At 72.7% G+C, this 22,639-nt stretch carries 20 protein-coding genes; 18 read left to right on the top strand and 2 right to left on the bottom strand.

The features are described 5' to 3' along the window. The first annotated feature begins 1 nt into the window (after position 1). Positions 2-439: a transcription antitermination factor NusB gene (nusB, locus tag ACIO92_RS22745; RefSeq protein ID WP_366442489.1), complete on the top strand. Its 438-nt coding sequence runs from the start codon at positions 2-4 to the stop codon at positions 437-439. Between the two features lie 165 nt (positions 440-604). On the opposite strand, the gene bldD is transcribed toward nusB, so the two are convergent. Then, positions 605-1,105, bottom strand: coding sequence for a transcriptional regulator BldD (gene bldD / locus ACIO92_RS22740; RefSeq protein ID WP_030214967.1), 501 nt, complete (start codon positions 1,103-1,105; stop codon positions 605-607). A gap of 244 nt (positions 1,106-1,349) precedes the next feature. Between bldD and pyrR the strand changes: the two genes are divergently transcribed. The 14 genes from pyrR (at position 1,350) to ACIO92_RS22670 (ending at position 18,034) form a co-directional block, all read left to right on the top strand. After that, complete coding sequence (pyrR, locus tag ACIO92_RS22735; protein ID WP_351787566.1) at positions 1,350-1,913, top strand: bifunctional pyr operon transcriptional regulator/uracil phosphoribosyltransferase PyrR; 564 nt, start codon at positions 1,350-1,352, stop codon at positions 1,911-1,913. 87 nt (positions 1,914-2,000) lie between these two features. Further along, complete coding sequence (locus ACIO92_RS22730) at positions 2,001-2,990, top strand: aspartate carbamoyltransferase catalytic subunit (RefSeq protein ID WP_366442490.1); 990 nt, start codon at positions 2,001-2,003, stop codon at positions 2,988-2,990. 2 nt (positions 2,991-2,992) lie between these two features. Then, positions 2,993-4,279 carry a dihydroorotase gene (locus ACIO92_RS22725; RefSeq protein WP_366442491.1) on the top strand — a complete coding sequence of 429 codons (1,287 nt, stop codon included), beginning with the start codon at positions 2,993-2,995 and terminating at the stop codon, positions 4,277-4,279. Then, the gene (locus ACIO92_RS22720; RefSeq protein ID WP_402282383.1) at positions 4,276-4,848 is read left to right on the top strand and encodes a hypothetical protein; all 573 of its coding nucleotides are present in this window, start codon (positions 4,276-4,278) and stop codon (positions 4,846-4,848) included. Before ACIO92_RS22725 ends, ACIO92_RS22720 begins: the two co-directional genes overlap by 4 nt. Beyond that, complete coding sequence (carA, locus tag ACIO92_RS22715) at positions 4,845-6,014, top strand: glutamine-hydrolyzing carbamoyl-phosphate synthase small subunit (protein ID WP_402282381.1); 1,170 nt, start codon at positions 4,845-4,847, stop codon at positions 6,012-6,014. Before ACIO92_RS22720 ends, carA begins: the two co-directional genes overlap by 4 nt. Further along, on the top strand, positions 6,007-9,315 hold the full coding sequence (gene carB, locus ACIO92_RS22710; RefSeq protein WP_366442494.1) for a carbamoyl-phosphate synthase large subunit: 3,309 nt from the start codon (positions 6,007-6,009) through the stop codon (positions 9,313-9,315). The genes carA and carB overlap by 8 nt, the downstream gene beginning before the upstream one ends. An 80-nt stretch (positions 9,316-9,395) precedes the next feature. Beyond that, positions 9,396-10,505, top strand: a complete 1,110-nt coding sequence (locus ACIO92_RS22705) for a quinone-dependent dihydroorotate dehydrogenase (RefSeq protein ID WP_366442495.1) — start codon at positions 9,396-9,398, stop codon at positions 10,503-10,505. Further along, positions 10,502-11,377 carry an orotidine-5'-phosphate decarboxylase gene (gene pyrF, locus ACIO92_RS22700; RefSeq protein ID WP_402282378.1) on the top strand — a complete coding sequence of 292 codons (876 nt, stop codon included), beginning with the start codon at positions 10,502-10,504 and terminating at the stop codon, positions 11,375-11,377. Before ACIO92_RS22705 ends, pyrF begins: the two co-directional genes overlap by 4 nt. Before the next feature lie 299 nt (positions 11,378-11,676). Further along, positions 11,677-12,000, top strand: a complete 324-nt coding sequence (locus ACIO92_RS22695; protein WP_030008746.1) for an integration host factor — start codon at positions 11,677-11,679, stop codon at positions 11,998-12,000. Positions 12,001-12,073: 73 nt separating this feature from the next. After that, positions 12,074-12,646 (top strand): guanylate kinase, encoded by a 573-nt coding sequence (gmk, locus tag ACIO92_RS22690; protein WP_366442497.1) that lies wholly within the window; start codon positions 12,074-12,076, stop codon positions 12,644-12,646. 86 nt (positions 12,647-12,732) lie between these two features. Continuing rightward, positions 12,733-13,005, top strand: coding sequence for a DNA-directed RNA polymerase subunit omega (gene rpoZ / locus ACIO92_RS22685; RefSeq protein ID WP_005319902.1), 273 nt, complete (start codon positions 12,733-12,735; stop codon positions 13,003-13,005). A 119-nt stretch (positions 13,006-13,124) separates the two neighbouring features. Continuing rightward, the gene (gene coaBC, locus ACIO92_RS22680) at positions 13,125-14,336 is read left to right on the top strand and encodes a bifunctional phosphopantothenoylcysteine decarboxylase/phosphopantothenate--cysteine ligase CoaBC (RefSeq protein WP_366442498.1); all 1,212 of its coding nucleotides are present in this window, start codon (positions 13,125-13,127) and stop codon (positions 14,334-14,336) included. A gap of 257 nt (positions 14,337-14,593) precedes the next feature. Next, positions 14,594-15,802, top strand: coding sequence for a methionine adenosyltransferase (gene metK / locus ACIO92_RS22675; RefSeq protein ID WP_351787593.1), 1,209 nt, complete (start codon positions 14,594-14,596; stop codon positions 15,800-15,802). A 93-nt stretch (positions 15,803-15,895) separates the two neighbouring features. Then, the gene (locus ACIO92_RS22670) at positions 15,896-18,034 is read left to right on the top strand and encodes a primosomal protein N' (RefSeq protein ID WP_402282375.1); all 2,139 of its coding nucleotides are present in this window, start codon (positions 15,896-15,898) and stop codon (positions 18,032-18,034) included. 147 nt (positions 18,035-18,181) lie between these two features. On the opposite strand, the gene ACIO92_RS22665 is transcribed toward ACIO92_RS22670, so the two are convergent. Next, positions 18,182-18,700 carry a hypothetical protein gene (locus tag ACIO92_RS22665; protein ID WP_366442500.1) on the bottom strand — a complete coding sequence of 173 codons (519 nt, stop codon included), beginning with the start codon at positions 18,698-18,700 and terminating at the stop codon, positions 18,182-18,184. Positions 18,701-19,116: 416 nt separating this feature from the next. Between ACIO92_RS22665 and fmt the strand changes: the two genes are divergently transcribed. From fmt to rpe, 3 genes are all read left to right on the top strand, one after another. Beyond that, positions 19,117-20,049 (top strand): methionyl-tRNA formyltransferase, encoded by a 933-nt coding sequence (gene fmt / locus ACIO92_RS22660; protein ID WP_402282373.1) that lies wholly within the window; start codon positions 19,117-19,119, stop codon positions 20,047-20,049. 295 nt (positions 20,050-20,344) lie between these two features. Beyond that, positions 20,345-21,757: an RsmB/NOP family class I SAM-dependent RNA methyltransferase gene (locus tag ACIO92_RS22655; protein WP_402282372.1), complete on the top strand. Its 1,413-nt coding sequence runs from the start codon at positions 20,345-20,347 to the stop codon at positions 21,755-21,757. 179 nt (positions 21,758-21,936) lie between these two features. Beyond that, on the top strand, positions 21,937-22,620 hold the full coding sequence (gene rpe / locus ACIO92_RS22650; RefSeq protein WP_366442503.1) for a ribulose-phosphate 3-epimerase: 684 nt from the start codon (positions 21,937-21,939) through the stop codon (positions 22,618-22,620). The last annotated feature ends 19 nt before the right edge of the window (positions 22,621-22,639 follow it).

The following is a 22,639-nucleotide window of genomic DNA, read 5'->3' as shown; positions in this document are numbered from 1 at the left end:
CGTGGCCGCCCGGAGCAAGGCCCGCAAGCGCGCCTTCCAGATCCTCTTCGAGGCCGACCAGCGGGGCACCTCCGTCCAGGAGGTCCTCGCGGACCAGGTCAGGCTCTCGCGGGGCGACGACCACCAGCCGCCGGTGAGCGACTTCACCATGCAGTTGGTCGAGGGGTACGCCTCGTACGTGATGCGGATCGACGAGCTCATCGCCACCTACGCGGTGGACTGGGACCTCGACCGGATGCCCGTCGCCGACCGGAACATCGTGCGCCTCGGCGCGTACGAACTGATCTGGGAGGACGGCACGCCGGACGCCGTCGCGATCGACGAGGCGGTGCAGCTCGCCAAGGAGTTCTCCACGGACGAGTCCCCGGCCTTCGTCAACGGTCTGCTGGCGCGCTTCAAGGACCTGAAGCCGCGTCTGCGCCGGGACGCGGACGCCTGACAGGCGGACGACACCGGCAGTCGAAGGGGCCCGCCGCACTCATGTGCGGCGGGCCCCTTCGGCGTCCCGGGAGCCCCTGGAGGGGTCAGGAAAAACGCCGGGCCCGTGGACGTCGGATGACGTCCACGGGCCCGGCGGTACGTTTCTGCTGTGCCCCCGCAGGGGTCAGCTGTCCTCGTGGGCGACCGCGCGGCGCGCGTCCGCGTCGAGCACGCCCCAGCTGATCAGCTGCTCGGTGAGGACCGAGGGGGACTGGTCGTAGATGACGGCCAGGGTGCGCAGGTCGTCCTGACGGATCGACAGCACCTTGCCGTTGTAGTCGCCGCGCTGCGACTGGATCGTCGCCGCGTAGCGCTGGAGCGGGCCCGCCTTCTCCTGCGGGACGTGCGCCAGGCGCTCCAGGTCGAGGACCAGCTTCGGCGGCGGCTCGGCGGCCCCGCCCGGGGTCGTGCCCGGCAGCAGTTCCTGCACCGGCACCCCGTAGAAGTCGGCCAGCTCGGCGAGGCGCTGCACGGTCACCGCGCGGTCGCCACGCTCGTACGACCCGACGACCACGGCCTTCCAGCGGCCCTGCGACTTCTCCTCCACTCCGTGGAGGGAGAGCCCCTGCTGGGTGCGGATGGCGCGGAGTTTGGCCCCGAGCTGCTTTGCGTATTCGCTGGACATAACGCTCCCGGACGCTGTGACGACATGCGGCTGCGCCGCGCGGCTGGTAACTCACTGTGAGGTTACGCAGAGTTACTCTTTCCCGTCAAGCCGAAAGGTCCGTACCGGTTCCTCCCGGGGGCGGCGCCCGGTGCGCCGCCAGGGGGCGAGGAGAGGCCGCGCCCGCCCCCTGGTATCGTTGACGTCGCATATCCGACGTCCTTTAAGAGCCGTCCCGTGAGGCGGAGAAGGAGGTCCGTTTTTCATGGACACTCAGCAGTACGGCGACGACCCCAGGCCCGTTCTCGAGGCCCCGGACATCGCGCGGGTCCTGACCCGCATCGCACACGAGATCGTCGAGCGCGCCAAGGGCGCAGACGACGTGGTTCTCCTCGGCATCCCCACCCGTGGCGTCTTCCTCGCCCGCAGGCTCGCCGAGAAGCTCGCCTCCATCACCGGCACCAAGATTCCGGTCGGGTCCCTCGACATCACCATGTACCGGGACGACCTCCGGATGAAGCCGGCCCGCGCCATCGGCCGCACCGAGATCCCCGGTGACGGCATCGACGGCCGCCTCGTCGTCCTCGTCGACGACGTCCTCTTCTCCGGCCGCACCATCCGGGCCGCCCTCGACGCCCTCGGCGACATCGGCCGCCCCCGCGCGGTCCAGCTCGCCGTCCTCGTCGACCGCGGCCACCGCGAGCTGCCGATCCGCGCCGACTACGTCGGGAAGAACCTCCCCACGTCGTTGCGGGAGACGGTCAAGGTCCAGCTCGCCGAGGAGGACGGCCGCGACACCGTCCTGCTCGGCACCAGGCCCACCGCCTAGCCCGACCGGCCTTCCCCCGCGCGGGGCCGGGGCACCCCCCTGCGCCCCCGCACGCCCTCACACCTCCCACCACGGAGCGACACACCGATGATGCGTCACCTCATCTCGGCCGCCGATCTCACCCGCGACGACGCCGTCCTGATCCTCGACACCGCCGAGGAGATGGCCCGGGTGGCCGACCGGCCCATCAAGAAGCTGCCCACCCTGCGCGGCCGGACCATCTGCAACCTCTTCTTCGAGGACTCCACCCGCACCCGGATCTCCTTCGAAGCCGCCGAGAAGCGCCTCTCCGCCGACGTCATCAACTTCGCGGCCAAGGGCTCCAGCGTCTCCAAGGGCGAGTCCCTCAAGGACACCGCGCAGACCCTGGAGGCCATGGGCGTCGACGCCGTCGTCATCCGGCACGGCGCCTCCGGAGCCCCCTACCGCCTCGCCACCTCCGGCTGGATCGACGCCCCCGTCGTGAACGCGGGCGACGGCACCCACCAGCACCCCACCCAGGCCCTGCTCGACGCCTTCACCATGCGCCGCCGCCTGGTCGGCCGCGACACCGGACTCGGCCAGGACCTCGCGGGCAAGCGGATCACCCTCGTCGGCGACGTCCTGCACAGCCGGGTCGCCCGCTCCAACGTCGACCTCCTGCACACCCTCGGAGCCGAGGTCACCCTGGTGGCACCGCCCACCCTGCTCCCCGTCGGCGTCGAGACCTGGCCCTGCGAGGTCTCCTACGGCCTCGACCGGGTGCTGCCGAAGTCCGACGCGGTCATGATGCTGCGGGTGCAGCGCGAACGGATGAACGACGCCTTCTTCCCCACCGAGCGGGAGTACTCGCGCCGGTACGGGCTCGACGGCCACCGGATGTCCAAGATGCCCGAGCACGCCATCGTCATGCACCCCGGCCCCATGGTCCGCGGCATGGAGATCACCGCCGAGGTCGCCGACTCCGACCGCTGCACGGTCGTCGAGCAGGTCGCCAACGGCGTCTCCGTCCGGATGGCGGTCCTCTACCTGCTCCTGGGCGGCAACGACTCCGCCACCCCCGCCCCCAGCACCCCCCGTACCGAGGAGAACAAGTAACCATGAGCAAGATCCTTATTCGCGGTGCGCGGGTGCTGGGCGGCGAGGTCCAGGACGTCCTGATCGACGGCGAGACCGTCGCGGAGACCGGGACCGGCCTGTCCGCCGAGGGCGCCACCGTCGTCGAGGCCGACGGCCAGATCCTGCTGCCCGGCCTGGTCGACCTCCACACCCATCTGCGCGAGCCCGGCCGCGAGGACTCCGAGACCGTCCTCACCGGCACCCGCGCCGCCGCCTCCGGCGGCTACACCGCCGTCTTCGCCATGGCCAACACCCACCCGGTCGCCGACACGGCCGGTGTCGTCGAGCAGGTCTACCGGCTCGGCCGGGAGCACGGCTACTGCGACGTGCAGCCCATCGGCGCCGTCACCGTCGGCCTGGAAGGCCGGAAGCTCGCCGAACTCGGCGCCATGCACGACTCCGCCGCCGGAGTCACGGTCTTCTCCGACGACGGCAAGTGCGTCGACGACGCCGTCATCATGCGCCGCGCCCTGGAGTACGTGAAGGCCTTCGGCGGCGTCGTCGCCCAGCACGCCCAGGAGCCCCGCCTCACCGAGGGCGCCCAGATGAACGAGGGCATCGTCTCCGCCGAGCTGGGACTCGGCGGCTGGCCCGCCGTCGCCGAGGAGTCGATCATCGCCCGCGACGTCCTCCTCGCCGAGCACGTCGGCTCCCGCGTCCACATCTGCCACCTCTCCACCGCCGGTTCCGTCGAGATCGTCCGCTGGGCCAAGTCCCGCGGCATCGACGTCACCGCCGAGGTCACCCCCCACCACCTCCTCCTCACGGACGAGCTGGTCCGCTCGTACAACCCGGTCTACAAGGTCAACCCGCCGCTGCGCACCGAGAAGGACGTCCTCGCGCTCCGCGAGGCGCTGGCCGACGGCACGATCGACATCGTCGCCACCGACCACGCCCCGCACCCGCACGAGGACAAGGACTGCGAGTGGGCCGCCGCCGCCATGGGCATGGTCGGCCTGGAGACCGCGCTCTCCGTGGTCCAGCAGACGATGGTCGAGACCGGCCTCCTCGACTGGGCCGGGGTCGCCGACCGGATGTCCCTCGCGCCCGCCCGCATCGGAGGGGCCACCGGACACGGCCGCCCCGTCTCGGCAGGCGAGCCCGCCAACCTGACCCTGGTCGATCCGGCTTACCGTGGTGTCGTGGACCCCGCGGACTTCGCCTCCCGCAGCCGCAACACCCCGTACGAGGGCCGTGAGCTGCCGGGACGCGTCACCCACACCTTCCTGCGGGGCCGGGCAACGGTCGTGGACGGGAAGCTGGCGTGACACCACTCATCGCAATCGCAGCAGAGGCAGCCGAGAAGAAGTCGGCGGAGGTGACCGACTGGGCCGGACGGATCGGCTGGGTCGCCGGACTGCTGATCCTCATCGCCCTCGTGTACTGGCTGATGCGCCAGGGCTGGAAGTGGCGCGGCAGCCTCCAGTCGGACCTCCCCGAGCTGCCCACCGCGCCGACCGGTCCCGGCCCGGCGACCCTGACCCTCAGCGGGCGCTACCACGGGTCCACGACCGCCGGACAGTGGCTCGACCGGATCGTCGCCCACGGACTCGGCACCCGCAGCCGCGCCGAGCTGACGCTCACCGGGGCCGGGATCACCGTCGGGCGCCCCGGCGCGAACGACTTCTTCGTCCCCGCCGGTGCCCTGCGCGAGGCCCGCCTCGACAAGGGCATCGCGGGCAAGGTCCTCGCCGAGGGCGGCCTGCTGGTCGTCACCTGGGCGCACGGCGACAAACTGCTCGACTCCGGCTTCCGCTCCGACCGGGCGGCCGAGCACACCGCCTGGGTCGAAGCCATCAACTCCATGATCAACACGACGGAAGGCATCGCACGATGACGACCTCCACCAGGGGAGCCGCCAAGACTCCCGCCGTACTCGTCCTGGAGGACGGCCGCACCTTCCGCGGCCGCGCCTACGGGGCCGTGGGGGAGACCTTCGGCGAGGCCGTGTTCTCCACCGGCATGACCGGCTACCAGGAGACCCTCACCGACCCGTCGTACCACCGCCAGGTCGTCGTCATGACCGCCCCGCACGTCGGCAACACCGGCGTCAACGACGAGGACCCCGAGTCCGGCCGCATCTGGGTCTCCGGCTACGTGGTCCGCGACCCCGCGCGCGTCTCCTCCAACTGGCGCTCCCGGCGCTCCCTGGACGAAGAGCTGGAGCGCCAGGGCGTCGTCGGCATCGCCGGCATCGACACCCGGGCCCTCACCCGCCACCTGCGCGAGCGCGGCGCCATGCGCGTCGGCATCTTCTCCGGCGACGCCGTCGCCGACGAGGCCGCCCTGCTCGCCAAGGTCACGGCACAGCCCGAGATGACCGGTGCGAACCTCTCCGCCGAGGTCGCCACCAAGGAGAGCTACGTCGTCCCCGCGATCGGCCCCGACGGCGAAGCCCTCCCGCTCGGCACCGCGAGGTTCACCGTCGCCGCCGTCGACCTCGGCATCAAGGGCATGACCCCGCGCCGGATGGCCGAGCGCGGCATCGAGGTCCACGTGCTGCCCGCCACCGCCACCGCGGAGGACGTCTACGCGGTCGCCCCCGACGGCGTGTTCTTCTCCAACGGCCCCGGCGACCCGGCCACCGCGGACGGCCCCGTCGCCGTCATGCGCGAGGTCCTGAGCCGCAAAACGCCCCTCTTCGGCATCTGCTTCGGCAACCAGATCCTCGGCCGCGCCCTCGGCTTCGGCACCTACAAGCTGAAGTACGGCCACCGGGGCATCAACCAGCCCGTCCAGGACCGCACCACCGGCAAGGTCGAGGTCACCGCGCACAACCACGGCTTCGCCGTCGACGCGCCCCTCGACAAGGTCTCCGACACGCCCTACGGGCGCGCCGAGGTCTCCCACGTCTGTCTGAACGACCAGGTCGTCGAAGGCCTCCAGCTGCTCGACCAGCCGGCCTTCTCCGTCCAGTACCACCCCGAGGCGGCCGCGGGCCCGCACGACGCCGCGTACCTCTTCGACCGCTTCGTATCCCTGATGGAGGCCGAGCGTGCCTAAGCGCACCGACATCCAGTCCGTCCTGGTCATCGGCTCCGGCCCGATCGTCATCGGCCAGGCCGCCGAGTTCGACTACTCCGGTACCCAGGCCTGCCGCGTCCTCAAGGCCGAGGGCCTGCGGGTCATCCTGGTCAACTCCAACCCGGCCACGATCATGACCGACCCGGAGATCGCCGACGCCACCTACGTCGAGCCGATCACCCCCGAGTTCGTCGAGAAGATCATCGCCAAGGAGCGCCCCGACGCCCTCCTGCCCACCCTCGGCGGCCAGACCGCGCTCAACACCGCGATCTCCATGCACGAGCAGGGCGTCCTGGAGAAGTACGGCGTCGAGCTCATCGGCGCCAACGTCGAGGCCATCAACAAGGGCGAGGACCGCGACCTCTTCAAGGGCGTCGTCGAGGCCGTCAAGGCCAAGATCGGATACGGCGAGTCCGCCCGCTCGGTCATCTGCCACACCATGGACGACGTCATCGAGGGCGTCGACGTCCTCGGCGGCTACCCCGTCGTCGTCCGCCCCTCCTTCACCATGGGCGGCGCCGGTTCCGGCTTCGCCCACGACGAGGACGAGCTGCGTCGCATCGCCGGCCAGGGCCTCACGCTCTCGCCCACCACCGAGGTGCTCCTGGAGGAGTCCATCCTCGGCTGGAAGGAGTACGAGCTGGAGCTGATGCGCGACAAGAACGACAACGTCGTGGTCGTCTGCTCCATCGAGAACTTCGACCCGATGGGCGTCCACACCGGCGACTCGATCACCGTCGCCCCGGCGATGACGCTGACCGACCGCGAGTACCAGCGCCTCCGCGACATCGGCATCGCGATCATCCGCGAGGTCGGCGTCGACACCGGCGGCTGCAACATCCAGTTCGCGATCGACCCGGTCGACGGCCGCGTCATCGTCATCGAGATGAACCCGCGCGTCTCCCGCTCCTCGGCGCTCGCCTCCAAGGCGACCGGCTTCCCGATCGCCAAGATCGCGGCCCGTCTCGCCGTCGGCTACACGCTCGACGAGATCCCGAACGACATCACGGAGAAGACCCCGGCCTCCTTCGAGCCCACGCTCGACTACGTCGTCGTCAAGGCCCCCCGCTTCGCCTTCGAGAAGTTCCCCTCCGCCGACTCCACGCTGACCACGACCATGAAGTCGGTCGGCGAGGCCATGGCGATCGGCCGCAACTTCACCGAGGCGCTCCAGAAGGCCCTGCGCTCCCTGGAGAAGAAGGGCTCCCAGTTCGCCTTCACCGGCGAGCCCGGCGACAAGGACGAGCTGCTGCGCGAGGCGGTCCGCCCGACCGACGGCCGCATCAACACCGTCATGCGGGCGATCCGCGCCGGAGCCACCCCGCAGGAGGTCTTCGACGCCACGAAGATCGACCCCTGGTTCGTCGACCAGCTCTTCCTGATCAAGGAGATCGCCGACGAGCTGGCCGCCGTCGAGCGCCTGGAGCCGGAACTGCTCGCCGAGGCCAAGCGCCACGGCTTCTCCGACGCCCAGATCGCCGAGATCCGGGGCCTGCGCGAGGACGTCGTCCGCGAGGTCCGGCACGCCCTCGGCGTCCGCCCGGTCTACAAGACGGTCGACACCTGCGCCGCCGAGTTCGCCGCGAAGACCCCGTACTTCTACTCCTCCTACGACGAGGAGAGCGAGGTCGCCCCGCGCGAGAAGCCCGCGGTGATCATCCTGGGCTCCGGCCCGAACCGCATCGGCCAGGGCATCGAGTTCGACTACTCCTGCGTCCACGCCTCCTTCGCGCTGAGCGACGCCGGGTACGAGACCGTGATGGTCAACTGCAACCCGGAGACCGTCTCCACCGACTACGACACCTCCGACCGGCTCTACTTCGAGCCGCTCACCCTGGAGGACGTCCTGGAGATCGTCCACGCGGAGACCCTCGCGGGCCCCGTCGCGGGCGTCGTCGTCCAGCTCGGCGGCCAGACCCCGCTGGGCCTGGCGCAGGCACTCAAGGACAACGGCGTGCCCGTCGTCGGCACTCCCCCCGAGGCCATCCACGCCGCCGAGGACCGCGGCGCCTTCGGCCAGGTCCTCGCCGAGGCCGGACTGCCCGCCCCCAAGCACGGCACCGCGACCACCTTCGCCGGTGCCAAGGCCATCGCCGACGAGATCGGCTACCCCGTCCTCGTGCGCCCCTCGTACGTGCTCGGCGGCCGGGGCATGGAGATCGTGTACGACGAGGCCCGCCTGGAGTCGTACATCGCCGAGTCCACCGAGATCAGCCCCACCCGGCCGGTCCTGGTCGACCGCTTCCTCGACGACGCCATCGAGATCGACGTCGACGCCCTCTACGACGGCCAGGAGCTCTACCTCGGCGGCGTCATGGAGCACATCGAGGAAGCGGGCATCCACTCCGGCGACTCGGCCTGCGCCCTGCCCCCGATCACCCTCGGCGGCCACGACATCAAGCGCCTGCGCGCCTCCACCGAGGCCATCGCCAAGGGCGTCGGCGTGCGCGGTCTGATCAACATCCAGTTCGCGATGGCCGGTGACATCCTCTACGTCCTGGAGGCCAACCCGCGCGCCTCCCGGACCGTCCCCTTCACCTCGAAGGCGACCGCCGTCCCGCTCGCCAAGGCCGCCGCGCGCATCTCGCTCGGCGCCACCGTCGCCGAGCTGCGCGCCGAGGGCCTGCTGCCGAAGACCGGCGACGGCGGCACCCTGCCGCTCGACGCGCCGATCTCCGTCAAGGAGGCCGTGATGCCCTGGTCCCGCTTCCGCGACGTGCACGGCCGCGGCGTGGACACCGTCCTCGGCCCGGAGATGCGCTCCACCGGCGAGGTCATGGGCATCGACGCGGTCTTCGGCACGGCCTACGCCAAGTCGCAGGCCGGGGCGTACGGCCCGCTGCCCACCGGGGGCCGCGCGTTCATCTCGGTCGCCAACCGCGACAAGCGCTCGATGATCTTCCCGGCCCGCGAGCTCGTCGCCCACGGCTTCGAGCTGCTCGCCACCTCCGGCACCGCCGAGGTCCTCAAGCGCAACGGCATCAACGCCACGGTCGTGCGCAAGCTGAGCGAGGGCGAGGGCCCGAACGGCGAGAAGACGATCGTGCAGCTCATCCACGACGGCCAGGTCGACCTGATCGTCAACACCCCGTACGGCACCGGCGGCCGCCTCGACGGCTACGAGATCCGTACGGCCGCGGTCGCCCGCAGCGTCCCCTGCCTCACCACGGTCCAGGCGCTCGCCGCGGCCGTCCAGGGCATCGACGCGCTCAACGGCGGCGACGTCGGCGTCCGCTCGCTCCAGGAGCACGCGGAGATCCTGACCGCGGCCCGCGACTAGCAGCAGCCCGTACGAACGAGGGGGGACACCGGCGGCACCGCGGTGTCCCCCCTCTTCATGAGCACACCTGGACTCCCCGCATGTACAAGTTCTTCTTCCGGCTCGTCTTCAAGCGCATGGACCCCGAGCAGGCCCACCACCTGGCCTTCCGCTGGATCCGGCTGGCCGCCCGCGTCCCCGTCCTGCGGACCTTCGTCGCCGCCGTCCTCGCGCCCCGCCACCCGGCCCTGCGCACCGAGGCCCTCGGCCTGCGGATGCACGGCCCCTTCGGGCTCGCCGCGGGCTTCGACAAGAACGCCGTCGCCATCGACGGCATGTCGATGCTCGGCTTCGACCACATCGAGATCGGCACGGTCACCGGCGAGGCCCAGCCCGGCAACCCCAAGAAGCGCCTCTTCCGGCTGATCCCGGACCGCGCCCTGATCAACCGCATGGGCTTCAACAACGAGGGCTCCGCCGCCGTCGCCGCCCGTCTCGCCGCCCGCGAGCCCGTCTTCCGCACGGTCGTCGGCGTCAACATCGGCAAGACCAAGCTCGTCCCCGAGGCCGAGGCCGCCGACGACTACGTGAAGTCCACCGAGCGCCTCGCCGCGCACGCCGACTACCTCGTCGTCAACGTCTCCTCGCCGAACACCCCCGGCCTGCGGAACCTCCAGGCCACCGAGTCGCTCCGGCCGCTCCTGACCGCCGTACGGGAGGCCGCCGACCGCACGGTCACCGACCGCCGGGTCCCGCTGCTCGTCAAGATCGCGCCCGACCTGGCCGACGAGGACGTCGACGCGGTCGCCGACCTCGCCCTCGAACTGGGTCTCGACGGCATCATCGCCACCAACACCACCATCGCCCGCGAGGGCCTCGGCCTGAAGTCGGACCCGGCACTCGTCAAGGAGACCGGCGGCCTCTCCGGCGCCCCCGTCAAGGAACGCTCCCTCGCCGTCCTCAGGCGCCTCCACGCGCGCGTGGGCGACCGCCTGGTCCTGGTGGGCGTCGGCGGCATCGAGAACGCCGAGGACGCCTGGCAGCGCATCCTCGCGGGCGCCACCCTGATCCAGGGCTACAGCGCCTTCATCTACGAGGGTCCGTGCTACGCCCGCGCGATCCACCGGGGCCTCGCCGCGCGCCTCGCCGCCTCCCCGTACGCCACCCTCGCCGAGGCCGTCGGCGCCGACAACCGAAAGGCCGCCCAGTGACCTTCCCCACGCCCGCCCCGCACCCCGCCCCGACGCCCTTCGGCACCCGGCTGCGCACCGCCATGGACGAGCGCGGGCCGCTCTGCGTCGGCATCGACCCGCACGCCGCCCTGCTCGGCTCCTGGGGCCTGACCGACGACATCGCGGGCCTGGAGCGGTTCACGTTCACGGTCGTCGAGGCCCTCGCCGGGACGGTCGCCGTCTTCAAGCCGCAGTCGGCCTTCTTCGAGCGCTTCGGCTCGCGCGGTGTCGCCGTCCTGGAACGCGCCGTCGTCGAGCTGCGCGCGGCGGGCGGCCTGGTGGTCATGGACGCCAAGCGCGGCGACATCGGCTCCACGATGGCCGCGTACGCGGAGACCTACCTGCGGGTGGGCTCCCCGCTCTTCTCCGACGCGCTCACGGTCTCCCCGTACCTCGGCTACGGCTCCCTGAAGCCCGCCGTCGACCTGGCCCGCGAGTCCGGCGCGGGGCTCTTCGTGCTCGCCCTGACCTCCAACCCGGAGGGGGCCGAGGTGCAGCGCGCGGTGCGCGCCGACGACCCGGCCGGGCGGACCGTCGGCGCGCTCATGCTGGGGCACCTCGCCGAGGAGAACGCGGGGGAGGAGCCGATGGGCTCCTTCGGGGCCGTGGTGGGCGCCACGCTCGGCGACCTGTCCTCGTTCGACCTGGACATCAACGGGCCGCTCCTGGCCCCCGGCATCGGCGCGCAGGGCGCGACCCCGGCCGACCTCCCGGCCGTCTTCGGCGCGGCGGTGCGCAACGTCGTACCGAACGTGAGCCGGGGCGTCCTGCGGCACGGTCCGGACGCGACCGCCCTGAGGGACGCGGCGGACCGGTACGCGGACGAGATCCGCGCGGCCGTCGGGGGGTAGCGGGGCGCGCGGCCAATCCGCAGGTGGGACGGTGCTGACGGGCCGTCTCACCGGGTCGCCCCGCTCCTTGACGAAAACTTGGCTCAAAACCGAGTCGTTTTGTCGGGAAAGTCCTGGTCGGTCGATGCTGACCAGGACTTTTCCGCTGTTCTCGCTGACTGGAGCGGCATCGGCCGCTAGTCTCCGGGGCAGAGCAGGCGTTCAACGGCCAGTGCGTTGATCGTTGCTCCACTGGTGTGGGGCGACTAGGTTCCTCACCGGTCCGTATCCGACAGATCGACATCCGAGGTGACGTAGGCGTGGCTCTTCCGCCCCTTACCCCTGAACAGCGCGCAGCCGCGCTCGAGAAGGCCGCCGCGGCTCGCCGGGAGCGGGCCGAGGTCAAGAATCGACTCAAGCACTCCGGCGCCTCCCTCCAGGAGGTCATCAAGACCGGCCAGGAGAACGACGTCATCGGCAAGATGAAGGTCTCCGCGCTGCTCGAGTCGCTCCCCGGCGTGGGCAAGGTCCGCGCCAAGCAGATCATGGAGCGTCTCGGGATCTCCGAGAGCCGCCGGGTGCGCGGTCTGGGCTCCAACCAGATCGCCTCCCTGGAGCGCGAGTTCGGCAGCACCGGCGCCTGATCGGGTGACCGGTCCGGCGTCCGGTCCGGGACTCGCGTCCCGGGCACCCCGGTGATGCTGGAATAATCGCTGCATGGCAGCAGAGGTACGTCCGCGGCTGACCGTGCTCTCCGGCCCCTCAGGGGTCGGCAAGAGCACGGTCGTCGCGCATATGCGCAAGGTCCACCCCGAGGTCTGGCTCTCGGTGTCCGCGACGACACGGAAGCCCCGCCCCGGCGAGAAGCACGGCGTCCACTACTTCTTCGTGACGGACGACGAGTTCGACAAGCTGATCGCCAACGGCGAGCTCCTCGAATGGGCCGAGTTCGCGGGCAACCGCTACGGCACCCCGCGCGGCGCGGTCCTCGCCCGGCTCGACTCCGGGGAGCCCGTGCTCCTGGAGATCGACCTCCAGGGCGCCCGCCAGGTCAAGGACTCGATGCCCGAGTCCCAGCTGGTCTTCCTGGCCCCGCCGAGCTGGGACGAACTGGTCCGCCGGCTCACCGGCCGGGGCACCGAGTCGCCCGAGGTCATCGAGCGCCGCCTCGCCGCGGCCAAGGTCGAACTGGCCGCCGAGTCGGAGTTCGACAGCACGCTCGTCAACACCTCCGTCGAGGACGTCGCACGTGAGCTGCTAACGTTGACGCTGGTGTCGTCTGGGGAGTGACCCCCGGATCGCCGCAGTACAGAGCAGTGCAGGGCAGTACAAGAGCAGTACAGAACAGATCTTTTTCCATCTTCGGAAGGTAGAGCGTGTCCTCTTCCATCACCGCGCCCGAGGGCATCATCAACCCGCCGATCGACGAGCTGCTCGAGGCCACGGACTCGAAGTACAGTCTCGTGATCTACGCGGCCAAGCGGGCGCGTCAGATCAACGCGTACTACTCCCAGCTCGGCGAGGGCCTGCTGGAGTACGTGGGTCCGCTGGTCGACACCCACGTCCACGAGAAGCCGCTCTCGATCGCGCTGCGCGAGATCAACGCGGGTCTGCTGACCTCCGAGGCCATCGAGGGCCCGGCCCAGTAACCACGCGTCGCGTGTAACGCTTGTCACCACAGGCCCGGCGGAGTTCCGCCGGGCCTGTGGTGTTCTCATGGAGTCCTACACGCGTCCGAGTGCGCGTCCGAGCGCGGGGAGTGACAGTCGTGGCCGAGCCGAAGGTCGTTCTGGGGGTCAGCGGCGGCATCGCCGCCTACAAGGCGTGCGAGCTGCTGCGCCGGCTCACCGAGTCGGGCCACGACGTCCGGGTCGTCCCGACCGGGTCCGCCCTCCACTTCGTCGGTGCCGCCACCTGGTCCGCCCTCTCCGGCCACCCCGTCTCCACCGAGGTCTGGGACTCCGTCCACGAGGTGCCCCACGTACGGATCGGACAGGGCGCCGACCTCGTCGTCGTCGCCCCCGCCACCGCCGACCTGCTCGCCAAGGCGGCCCACGGCCTCGCCGACGACCTGCTCACCAACACGCTGCTCACCGCGCGCTGCCCCGTCGTCTTCGCCCCCGCCATGCACACCGAGATGTGGGAGCACCCGGCCACCCAGGAGAACGTGGCCACCCTGCGCCGCCGCGGCGCCGTCGTCATCGAACCCGCCGTCGGACGCCTCACCGGGGTCGACACCGGCAAGGGACGGCTGCCCGACCCGACGGAGATCTTCGAGGTCTGCCGACGGGTCCTCGCCCGCGGCGCCACCGCCCCCGACCTCGCCGGACGCCATGTCGTGGTCAGCGCGGGCGGCACCCGCGAGCCCCTCGACCCCGTCCGCTACCTCGGCAACCGCTCCTCCGGCAAGCAGGGCTACGCCCTCGCCAGGGCCGCCGCGGCCCGGGGTGCCCGGGTCACCCTCGTCGAGGCCAACACCGGCATCACCGACCCGGCGGGCGTCGACGTCGTCCACGTCGGCACCGCGCTCCAGCTCCGCGAGGCCGTGCTCAAGGCCGTCGCCGACGCCGACGCGGTCGTCATGGCCGCGGCCGTCGCCGACTTCCGCCCCGCCGCCTACGCGACCGGGAAGATCAAGAAGAAGGACGACGGCGGGGCACCCACCGTCGAGCTGGTCCGGAATCCGGACATCCTCGCGGAGCTGTCCACCGGCCGCGCGCTGCCCGGACAGGTCGTCGTCGGCTTCGCCGCCGAGACCGACGACGTCCTCGCCAACGGACGCGAGAAGCTCCGCCGCAAGGGCTGCGACCTCCTCGTCGTGAACGAGGTCGGAGAACGCAGGACCTTCGGCTCCGAGGAGAACGAAGCCGTGGTCATCGCCTCGGACGGCACCGAGACGCCCGTCCCGTACGGCCCGAAGGAAGCGCTTGCCGAGACCGTCTGGGACCTCGTCCTGCCCCGGCTGCTCCCGGCGCCCTGACCCTGCGACCTGTCGCGCCCGCCGCCGTCCGTGCCCCGCGCGGACGGCGCCGGGCGGCCCCCGGCCCGGCCTTCCCGGCGGTGTCCTGAACCGCTTCGTACGACCGGATTCACCCTCTCGGTGTATTCACTGTTCGAGACACCTGGTCCATTGCGCGACCACGACCGATAGACTGTCGGTGGAACGTCTTGGGGCGCAGCCCCCTGCCGGTCCGCTTCAAAGAAGAGCCAGCAGCCGCTGCAACCCCAGGGAGCGTTGTGTCCCGTCGTCTGTTCACCTCGGAGTCCGTCACCGAGGGACACCCCGACAAGATCGCTGACCAGATCAGCGACACCATCCTCGACGCACTGCTCCGGGAGGACCCCACCTCCCGCGTCGCCGTCGAGACGCTGATCACCACCGGCCTGGTGCACGTCGCCGGTGAGGTGACCACCAAGGCGTGGGCGGACATCCCGACCCTCGTCCGGAACAAGATCCTCGAGATCGGCTACGACTCCTCCAAGAAGGGCTTCGACGGCGCCTCCTGCGGCGTGTCGGTGTCCATCGGGTCGCAGTCCCCGGACATCGCCCAGGGCGTGGACACCGCGTACGAGCAGCGGGTCGAGGGCGACGAGGACGAGCTCGACAAGCAGGGTGCGGGCGACCAGGGCCTGATGTTCGGCTACGCCTCGGACGAGACGCCCGAGCTGATGCCGCTGCCGATCCACATCGCGCACCGCCTCTCCCGCCGCCTCACCGAGGTCCGCAAGAACGGGACCATCCCGTACCTGCGCCCCGACGGCAAGACCCAGGTCACCATCGAGTACGACGGCGACAAGGCCGTCCGCCTCGACACGGTCGTCGTCTCCTCGCAGCACGCCTCCGACATCGACCTGGAGTCGCTGCTCGCGCCCGACATCCGCGAGTTCGTCGTCGAGCACGTGCTCAAGCAGCTCGTCGAGGACGGCATCAAGCTCGACACCGACGGCTACCGCCTCCTGGTGAACCCGACCGGACGCTTCGAGATCGGCGGCCCGATGGGCGACGCCGGACTCACCGGCCGCAAGATCATCATCGACACGTACGGCGGCATGGCCCGCCACGGCGGCGGCGCCTTCTCCGGCAAGGACCCGTCGAAGGTCGACCGCTCCGCCGCCTACGCCATGCGCTGGGTCGCCAAGAACGTCGTCGCCGCGGGCCTCGCCTCGCGCTGCGAGGTCCAGGTCGCCTACGCGATCGGCAAGGCCGAGCCCGTCGGTCTCTTCGTCGAGACCTTCGGCACCCACACGATCGAGACCGAGAAGATCGAGAACGCCATCGGCGAGGTCTTCGACCTGCGCCCGGCCGCGATCATCCGCGACCTCGACCTGCTCCGCCCGATCTACTCCCAGACCGCCGCCTACGGCCACTTCGGCCGTGAGCTGCCCGACTTCACCTGGGAGCGCACGGACCGCGTGGAGGCCCTGCGCCGGGCCGCCGGTCTGTAGCCCCACCCGCACCCGCCCGGAGCCCGGCCCCCCTTCGGGGGCGCCGGGCTCCGGCATGTCCGGCTGTCGGTGCCGTCTGGTAGGTATGGGGCTGTGAGCAGCGAGAAGGAGCGGTCAGGGGAGACGGCGGAGCCCGAGCAGCTCGCGCTCATCCGGGAGACCGTGCGGAAGGCGAAGGCACCCAAGGCCAAGCCCCGGACCTGGCGGGGTGCGGCGCTGGCCAAGGAGCTCCCCGTGGCCAGGGTCGTCGTGAACAAGGGCGTCCTCCACCTCGACCAGTTCTTCGACTACGCGGTCCCCGAGGAACTCGACGAGGTCGCCCGGCCCGGAGTACGGGTCCGGGTGCGGTTCGGCGCCGGATCCGGCCAGGTGCGGGGCGGGCGGCGCGAGGGCGGCCGGCTCATCGACGGCTTCCTCGTCGAGCGCCGGGCCACCTCCGACTACTCCGGGCCGCTCGCCGCCCTCGCCGACGTCGTCTCGCCCGAGCCCGTCCTCGGACCCGAACTCCTCGGCCTCGCCCGCGCCGTCGCCGACCGGTACGCGGGCAGCCTCGCCGATGTGCTCCAGCTCGCCGTGCCCCCGCGCAGCGCCCGCGCCGAGGGCCGCCCCTCGCCGGAGCCGCCACCACCGCCCACCGCACCCGAACCGGGCAGCTGGACGCGGTACGAGCGCGGGCCCGCGTTCCTGGACGCCCTCGCGCGCGGCGGCGCGCCCCGCGCGGTGTGGAACGCGCTGCCCGGACCGCACTGGGCCGAGGAGATCGCCCGAGCCGTCCGGGCGACCCTGGCCTCCGGCCGGGGCGCCCTCGTCGTCGTCCCCGACGGACGGGCGGCGGACCGCGTCGACACCGCCCTCACCACCGTGCTCGGCGAGGGCCGCCACACTCTGCTCACCGCCGAGTCGGGTCCCGAGCAGCGGTACGCGCGCTGGCTCGCGGTCCGGCGCGGCGCCGTCCGGGCCGTCGTCGGCACCCGGGCGGCCATGTTCGCGCCCGTCCGCGACCTCGGCCTCGTCGTCGTGTGGGACGACGGCGACGGCAGCCACAGCGAGCCGCACGCCCCGCAGCCCCACACCCGCGAGGTCCTGCTGCTGCGCGCCGCCCACGACCACTGCGCCTTCCTCCTCGGCAGCACCAGCTGCACCGTCGAGGCCGCCCAGCTCGTGGAGTCCGGCTGGGCCGGGGCGCTGGGCGCGGGCCGTGAGCAGGTCCGCGCCGCCGCGCCCCTGATCCGGACCGTCGGCGACGGCGAACTCGCCCGTGACGAGGCCGCGCGGGCCGCCCGGCTGCCCTCGCTGGCCTGGCGGACCGTACGGGAGGGCCTCAAGGACGGACCGGTGCTGGTCCAGGTCCCGCGCCGGGGATACGTGCCCCGGCTGGCCTGCGAGCGCTGCCGGACGCCCGCCCGCTGCCGCCACTGCGCGGGGCCCCTGGAGGCCCCCGAACAGCGGGAGCTGTGCTGCGGCTGGTGCGGGCTCGGCGCCCCCGACTGGCACTGCGTGGAGTGCGGCTCCACCCGGCTGCGGGCCCAGGTGGTCGGTGCCCGGCGGACCGCGGAGGAACTGGGCCGGGCGTTCCCCGCGGTGCCCGTCCGCACCTCGGGCCGGGACCACGTCCTGGACCGGGTGCCGGACCGGCCCGCCCTCGTCGTCTCCACCCCCGGCGCCGAACCCGTCGCCGACGGCGGCTACGCGGCGGCCCTCCTCCTCGACGGCTGGGCCATGCTCGGCAGGCCCGATCTGCGGGCGGGGGAGGAGGCGCTGCGCCGCTGGATCGACGCCGCCTCCCTGGTGCGGGGGCAGGCCGAGGGGGGCACGGTCGTCGTGGTCGCCGAGCCGACGCTGCGGCCGGTGCAGGCCCTCGTCCGCTGGGACCCGGTCGGGCACGCCCAGCGGGAGCTGGCCGAGCGGGCCGAGCTGGGTTTCCCGCCGGTCTCCCGGATGGCGTCCGTCTCCGGCCCCCCGGAGGCCGTCGAGGGCTTCCTGGCCGCCGCCGGGCTCCCCGGTGACGCCGAGATCCTGGGCCCGGTGCCGCTGCCCGCCGTCCGGCCGGGCGGACCGCGCCGCCCCGGCGACCCACCGCCGGGCGAGCGGTGGGACCGGGCCCTGGTCCGGGTCCCGCAGGGCAGCGGCGCGGCCCTGGCGGCGGCCCTGAAGCAGGCCAGGGCGGGCCGACTGGCCCGGGGCGGCGGAGACCCGGTGCGCATCCGCGTGGACCCGCCGGACATCGGCTGAACCCGCGCGGGGGCCGCCGGGCCCTTGGCGAGGCCCCCGGACAGCGGTCCGAGAGCCGCCGGGCCCTTACGACCGGGGGTTCGCGGCCCCGTACGCGCGAAGGCCGTCCGCCCCCGGAGGGACGGACGGCCTCGGGGCGACGGGAGGTCAGCCGCCGCGCGGGCCCGGGAAGGCCGTCGGGCGGGGCTCCTCGCGGAGGGTGGCACTGCCCGAGGTCGGCTGCGGGGGCATCGAACGGGCGGCGGGCACCGCGGGGAGCGTGCGGGTGGCCCCCGGCTCCATGATCGGGTCCTGGTCGACGGGAACGCCCGGCTGGGGCGCGCGCCGGGAACCGTAACGGCGGTGGACGGCCTGCTTGGTGACGCCGAGCGCGGAGCCGACGGCGTCCCAGGAGAAGCCGAGCGAACGGTCGAAGTCGACCGCGGCGGTCACCAGGGTCTCGACGCTGTCCCGCAGTTCCTGGGCCAGCCGGACGGTCGGGGCGGGGGCCCGCCCGTAGACGACGAAGCCCGTCGAGGGGCCGGAGCGGCGAGGACGGTAGACATTGCCCAGCTGGGCCGTGAGCGTGCGCAGTGCGTCCACCTGCCGCCGGACCCGCTCGATGTCCCGCACCAGCAGGTGCAGGCTCGCCCGAGCCTGGGCGTCGTGGGTTGCGTGGTCGGCCATGTGAAAGCCTCTCGAACCGGCGTGTAAGGGGAAGGGCCGCCGGGGGGAGGCGGCGACCCGAATCGGTCAATCTCTCTTGACCAACGCGTCACCGGGAGTTGGGTCACGCTGCGGGGGCGTACATGTATCCGCGCGGGGGCGCTCGTCCTTCCGTACGCCCCCTCCCGTCCCCGGCGTCCGGCGTGTCCCCGCCGGTCGGGGCGGGGCGGGCCGACGGAACACGCCTGGGCCGTCCCTTCCGGTTCCCGCCCGACCCGGGGTGGCCCGTCCTCGCGGGGCGCCGGCCCGGCACGTCCCCCCCCCACACACAGGGCACCGCATCGGGACGCCGTGGGCTCGACCGGCACGATCCGGAAGGGACGACCTAGACTGATGGGCCGCCCGCAAAGCCCCCGGACAGACAGGCACCGCCACCCATGAAGCTCGTCTTCGCAGGCACCCCCGAGGTCGCCGTACCCGCCCTGGACGCCCTGCTCGCCTCCGGGCGGCACGAGGTGGCCGCCGTGATCACCCGGCCGGACGCCCCGGCGGGGCGCGGCCGGCGGCTCGTCGCGAGCCCGGTGGCACAGCGTGCGGAGGAGGCCGGGATCGAGATCCTGCGGCCGGTGAAGCCCCGTGACGAGGACTTCCTCGCCCGGCTGCGGGAGATCGCGCCGGACTGCTGCCCGGTCGTCGCCTACGGCGCGCTGCTGCCGAAGGCGGCCCTCGCCGTCCCGGCCCACGGCTGGGTCAACCTGCACTTCTCGCTGCTGCCCGCCTGGCGCGGCGCCGCACCCGTGCAGCACGCGCTGATGGCGGGCGACCAGGTGACGGGCGCGTCCACCTTCCAGATCGAGGAGGGGCTCGACTCGGGTCCGGTCTACGGCGTGGTCACCGAGGACGTCCGCCCCACGGACACCAGCGGCGACCTGCTCACCCGCCTCGCCTTCGCGGGCGCCGGGCTGCTCGCGGCGACGATGGACGGCATCGAGGACGGCACCCTCAAGGCCGTGCCGCAGCCCGCCGAGGGCATCACCCTCGCCCCGAAGATCCAGGTCGAGGACGCCCATGTCGACTTCGCCGCCCCCGCCCTGCGGGTGGACCGGGTCGTCCGCGGCTGCACCCCGGCGCCCGGCGCCTGGACGCTCTTCCGCGGCGAGCGACTGAAGCTGATCCAGGTCACGCCGCTGCCGGACCGGGTGGACCTGGCCCAGGGCGAGCTGGCGGTGGGCAAGAACAACGTGTACGCGGGCACCGGTTCGTACGCCGTGGAGCTGGTCTGGGTCCAGCCCCAGGGCAAGAAGCCGATGAAGGCGGCCGACTGGGCGCGGGGCGTGCGGATCGCGGCGGGGGAGCGGCTGGGGGCGTAGTACCTCCACACCCTCCGCATCCCGTCCCGTCCCGTTCCCGCCGGTCGGGTCCTCGGGGTCCGGCGCGGGTCGTCGGGAGACGGAGGAGCGGCGGGGAGAGGGGAACGGCCGGGAAGGGCGGGGAGCAGCCGGGCACCGGGCGTACCCGGCTGCTCCCGGTGGCACTGCCGACGCGGCGCGGCCCGGCTCCCGGGGCCGGGCCGGACGGTCCGCCCGGTGCCCCGGGAGCCGGTGGCGGCGCGGCGGACGTACGCTTGGGGGGTTCGACCTCTTCATATCGTCACCCGGAGCACCTTTGAGCGAGCAGGCACGTCGCCGTCCCCCCAAGCCCTACCGGCGGCCCCAGAAGGACCCCGTCCGGATGCTCGCCTTCGAGGCGCTGAGGGCGGTGGACGAGCGGGACGCCTACGCGAACCTGGTGCTGCCGCCGCTGCTCCGCAAGGCCCGGGAGGGCGGGACGTTCGACGCGCGGGACGCGGCCCTCGCGACCGAGCTGGTCTACGGGACGCTGCGCCGCCAGGGCACGTACGACGCGATCATCGCCGCCTGCATCGACCGGCCGCTGCGCGAGGTCGACCCGCCCGTGCTCGACGTGCTCGCGCTCGGCGCCCACCAGCTCCTGGGGACCCGCATCCCCACCCACGCCGCCGTCTCCGCCAGCGTCGAGCTGGCGCGCGTGGTGCTCGGCGACGGGCGGGCCAAGTTCGTCAACGCCGTCCTGCGGAAGATCTCGCGGCAGGACCTGGACGCCTGGGTGGCGCAGGTCGCCCCGCCGTACGACAAGGACCCCGAGGACCACCTCGCCGTCGTCCACTCGCACCCCCGCTGGATCGTCTCGGCGCTCTGGGACGCCCTCGGCGGCGGCCGGGCGGGCATCGAGGACCTTCTGGAGGCGGACAACGAGCGCCCCGAGGTCACGCTGGTGGCCCGGCCGGGCCGCGCCACCACCGAGGAGCTCGCCGGGGCCACCGAGTCCCTGCCGGGCCGCTGGTCCCCGTACGCCGTGCGGATGGCCGAGGGCGGCGAGCCCGGCGCCATCGAGGCGGTGAAGGAGGGGCGCGCGGGCGTCCAGGACGAGGGCAGTCAGCTCGTCGCCCTGGCCCTGGCCAACGCGCCGGTCGAAGGCGCCGACGCCCGCTGGCTCGACGGCTGCGCGGGCCCCGGCGGCAAGGCCGCGCTGCTCGCCGCCCTCGCCGCCCAGCGCGGTGCCGCCCTGCTCGCCTCGGAGAAGCAGCCGCACCGGGCGCGGCTGGTCGAGCGGGCGCTCGCCGGGAACCCGGGCCCGTACCAGGTCATCGCCGCCGACGGCACCCGCCCGCCGTGGCGCCCCGGCTCCTTCGACCGGGTCCTGATGGACGTGCCGTGCTCCGGGCTCGGCGCGCTGCGCCGTCGCCCCGAGGCCCGCTGGCGCCGCCGTCCCGAGGACCTGGACGGCTTCGCCCCGCTCCAGCGGGCCCTGCTCACGGAGGCGCTGAGCGCGGTGCGCGTCGGCGGGGTCGTGGGGTACGCGACCTGCTCGCCGCACCTGGCCGAGACCCGGGTCGTGGTGGACGACGTCCTGAAGCGGACCGGTGGCGCCGAACTGATCGACGCCCGCCCGCTGCTGCCGGGCGTCCCGGCGCTCGGCGACGGACCGGACGTCCAGCTCTGGCCGCACGTGCACGGTACGGACGCCATGTACCTGGCACTGATCCGCCGGACGGCGTGACGGCGGGGCTCCACGGGCGCGGCACGGCGTCCGGGGAGCCCGTCCCCTTCGATCACCTGACCGCAATCTCCTGGTCTGTACAGGTCCCGTCCTCGTCGGTTCGTACCGAAATTGGTCTGGACCGGATTCGAAACCGTCCAGCGGCAAAGAACCACCCAAGAACGTGGGAGGCTTGGCGCATGGCGCAGATCAACCCCAGCATCCTGTCCGCGGACTTCGCCCGGCTCGCCGAAGAGGCGAAGGCCGTCGACGGTGCCGACTGGCTGCACGTCGACGTGATGGACAACCACTTCGTGCCCAACCTCACGCTGGGCGTGCCGATCGTGGAGTCGCTCGCGCGCGCGACCGACACCCCTCTCGACTGCCATCTGATGATCGAGGACCCCGACCGCTGGGCGCCCCGGTACGTCGAGGCGGGCGCCGGTTCGGTGACCTTCCACGTCGAGGCGGCCGCGGCGCCCGTCCGCCTCGCCCGGGAGATCCGCGCCAAGGGGGCGCGGGCCTCGATGGCCCTCAAGCCCGCCACGCCCATCGAGCCGTTCGAGGACCTGCTCCCCGAACTGGACATGCTGCTGATCATGACCGTCGAGCCCGGCTTCGGCGGCCAGGCCTTCCTCGACATCATGCTGCCCAAGATCCGCCGGACCCGTGAGCTGATCTCCAAGCACGGTCTGGAGCTCTGGCTCCAGGTCGACGGCGGAGTCACCGAGTCCACGATCGAGCAGTGCGCCGAGGCGGGCGCCGACGTCTTCGTCGCGGGCTCCGCCGTCTACGGAGCGGCCGACCCGGCCGCCGCCGTGGCCTCGCTCAGGGCCCGCGCCGATGCCGTCACGGCCACCGCTCCGTGGGCGTGCGGCCACTGAGCCGCCATGAGATGAACGC

The organism is Streptomyces sp. NPDC087215, from assembly GCF_044744885.1.
Lineage (GTDB): Bacteria > Actinomycetota > Actinomycetes > Streptomycetales > Streptomycetaceae > Streptomyces.
The sequence above is the reverse complement of the archived record's forward strand: the minus strand, read 5'-3'. Positions and strand labels throughout refer to the sequence as shown.

Bases quoted from the DNA above. Each gene is read 5' to 3' on its own strand.
- bldD (WP_030214967.1), bottom strand. From the start codon at position 1,105: ATGTCCAGCGAATACGCAAAGCAGCTCGGGGCCAAACTCCGCGCCATC.
- pyrR (WP_351787566.1), top strand. From the start codon at position 1,350: ATGGACACTCAGCAGTACGGCGACGACCCCAGGCCCGTTCTCGAGGCC.
- ACIO92_RS22730 (WP_366442490.1), top strand. From the start codon at position 2,001: ATGATGCGTCACCTCATCTCGGCCGCCGATCTCACCCGCGACGACGCC.
- ACIO92_RS22725 (WP_366442491.1), top strand. From the start codon at position 2,993: ATGAGCAAGATCCTTATTCGCGGTGCGCGGGTGCTGGGCGGCGAGGTC.
- carA (WP_402282381.1), top strand. From the start codon at position 4,845: ATGACGACCTCCACCAGGGGAGCCGCCAAGACTCCCGCCGTACTCGTC.
- ACIO92_RS22705 (WP_366442495.1), top strand. From the start codon at position 9,396: ATGTACAAGTTCTTCTTCCGGCTCGTCTTCAAGCGCATGGACCCCGAG.
- gmk (WP_366442497.1), top strand. From the start codon at position 12,074: ATGGCAGCAGAGGTACGTCCGCGGCTGACCGTGCTCTCCGGCCCCTCA.
- ACIO92_RS22665 (WP_366442500.1), bottom strand. From the start codon at position 18,700: ATGGCCGACCACGCAACCCACGACGCCCAGGCTCGGGCGAGCCTGCAC.
- fmt (WP_402282373.1), top strand. From the start codon at position 19,117: ATGAAGCTCGTCTTCGCAGGCACCCCCGAGGTCGCCGTACCCGCCCTG.
- rpe (WP_366442503.1), top strand. From the start codon at position 21,937: ATGGCGCAGATCAACCCCAGCATCCTGTCCGCGGACTTCGCCCGGCTC.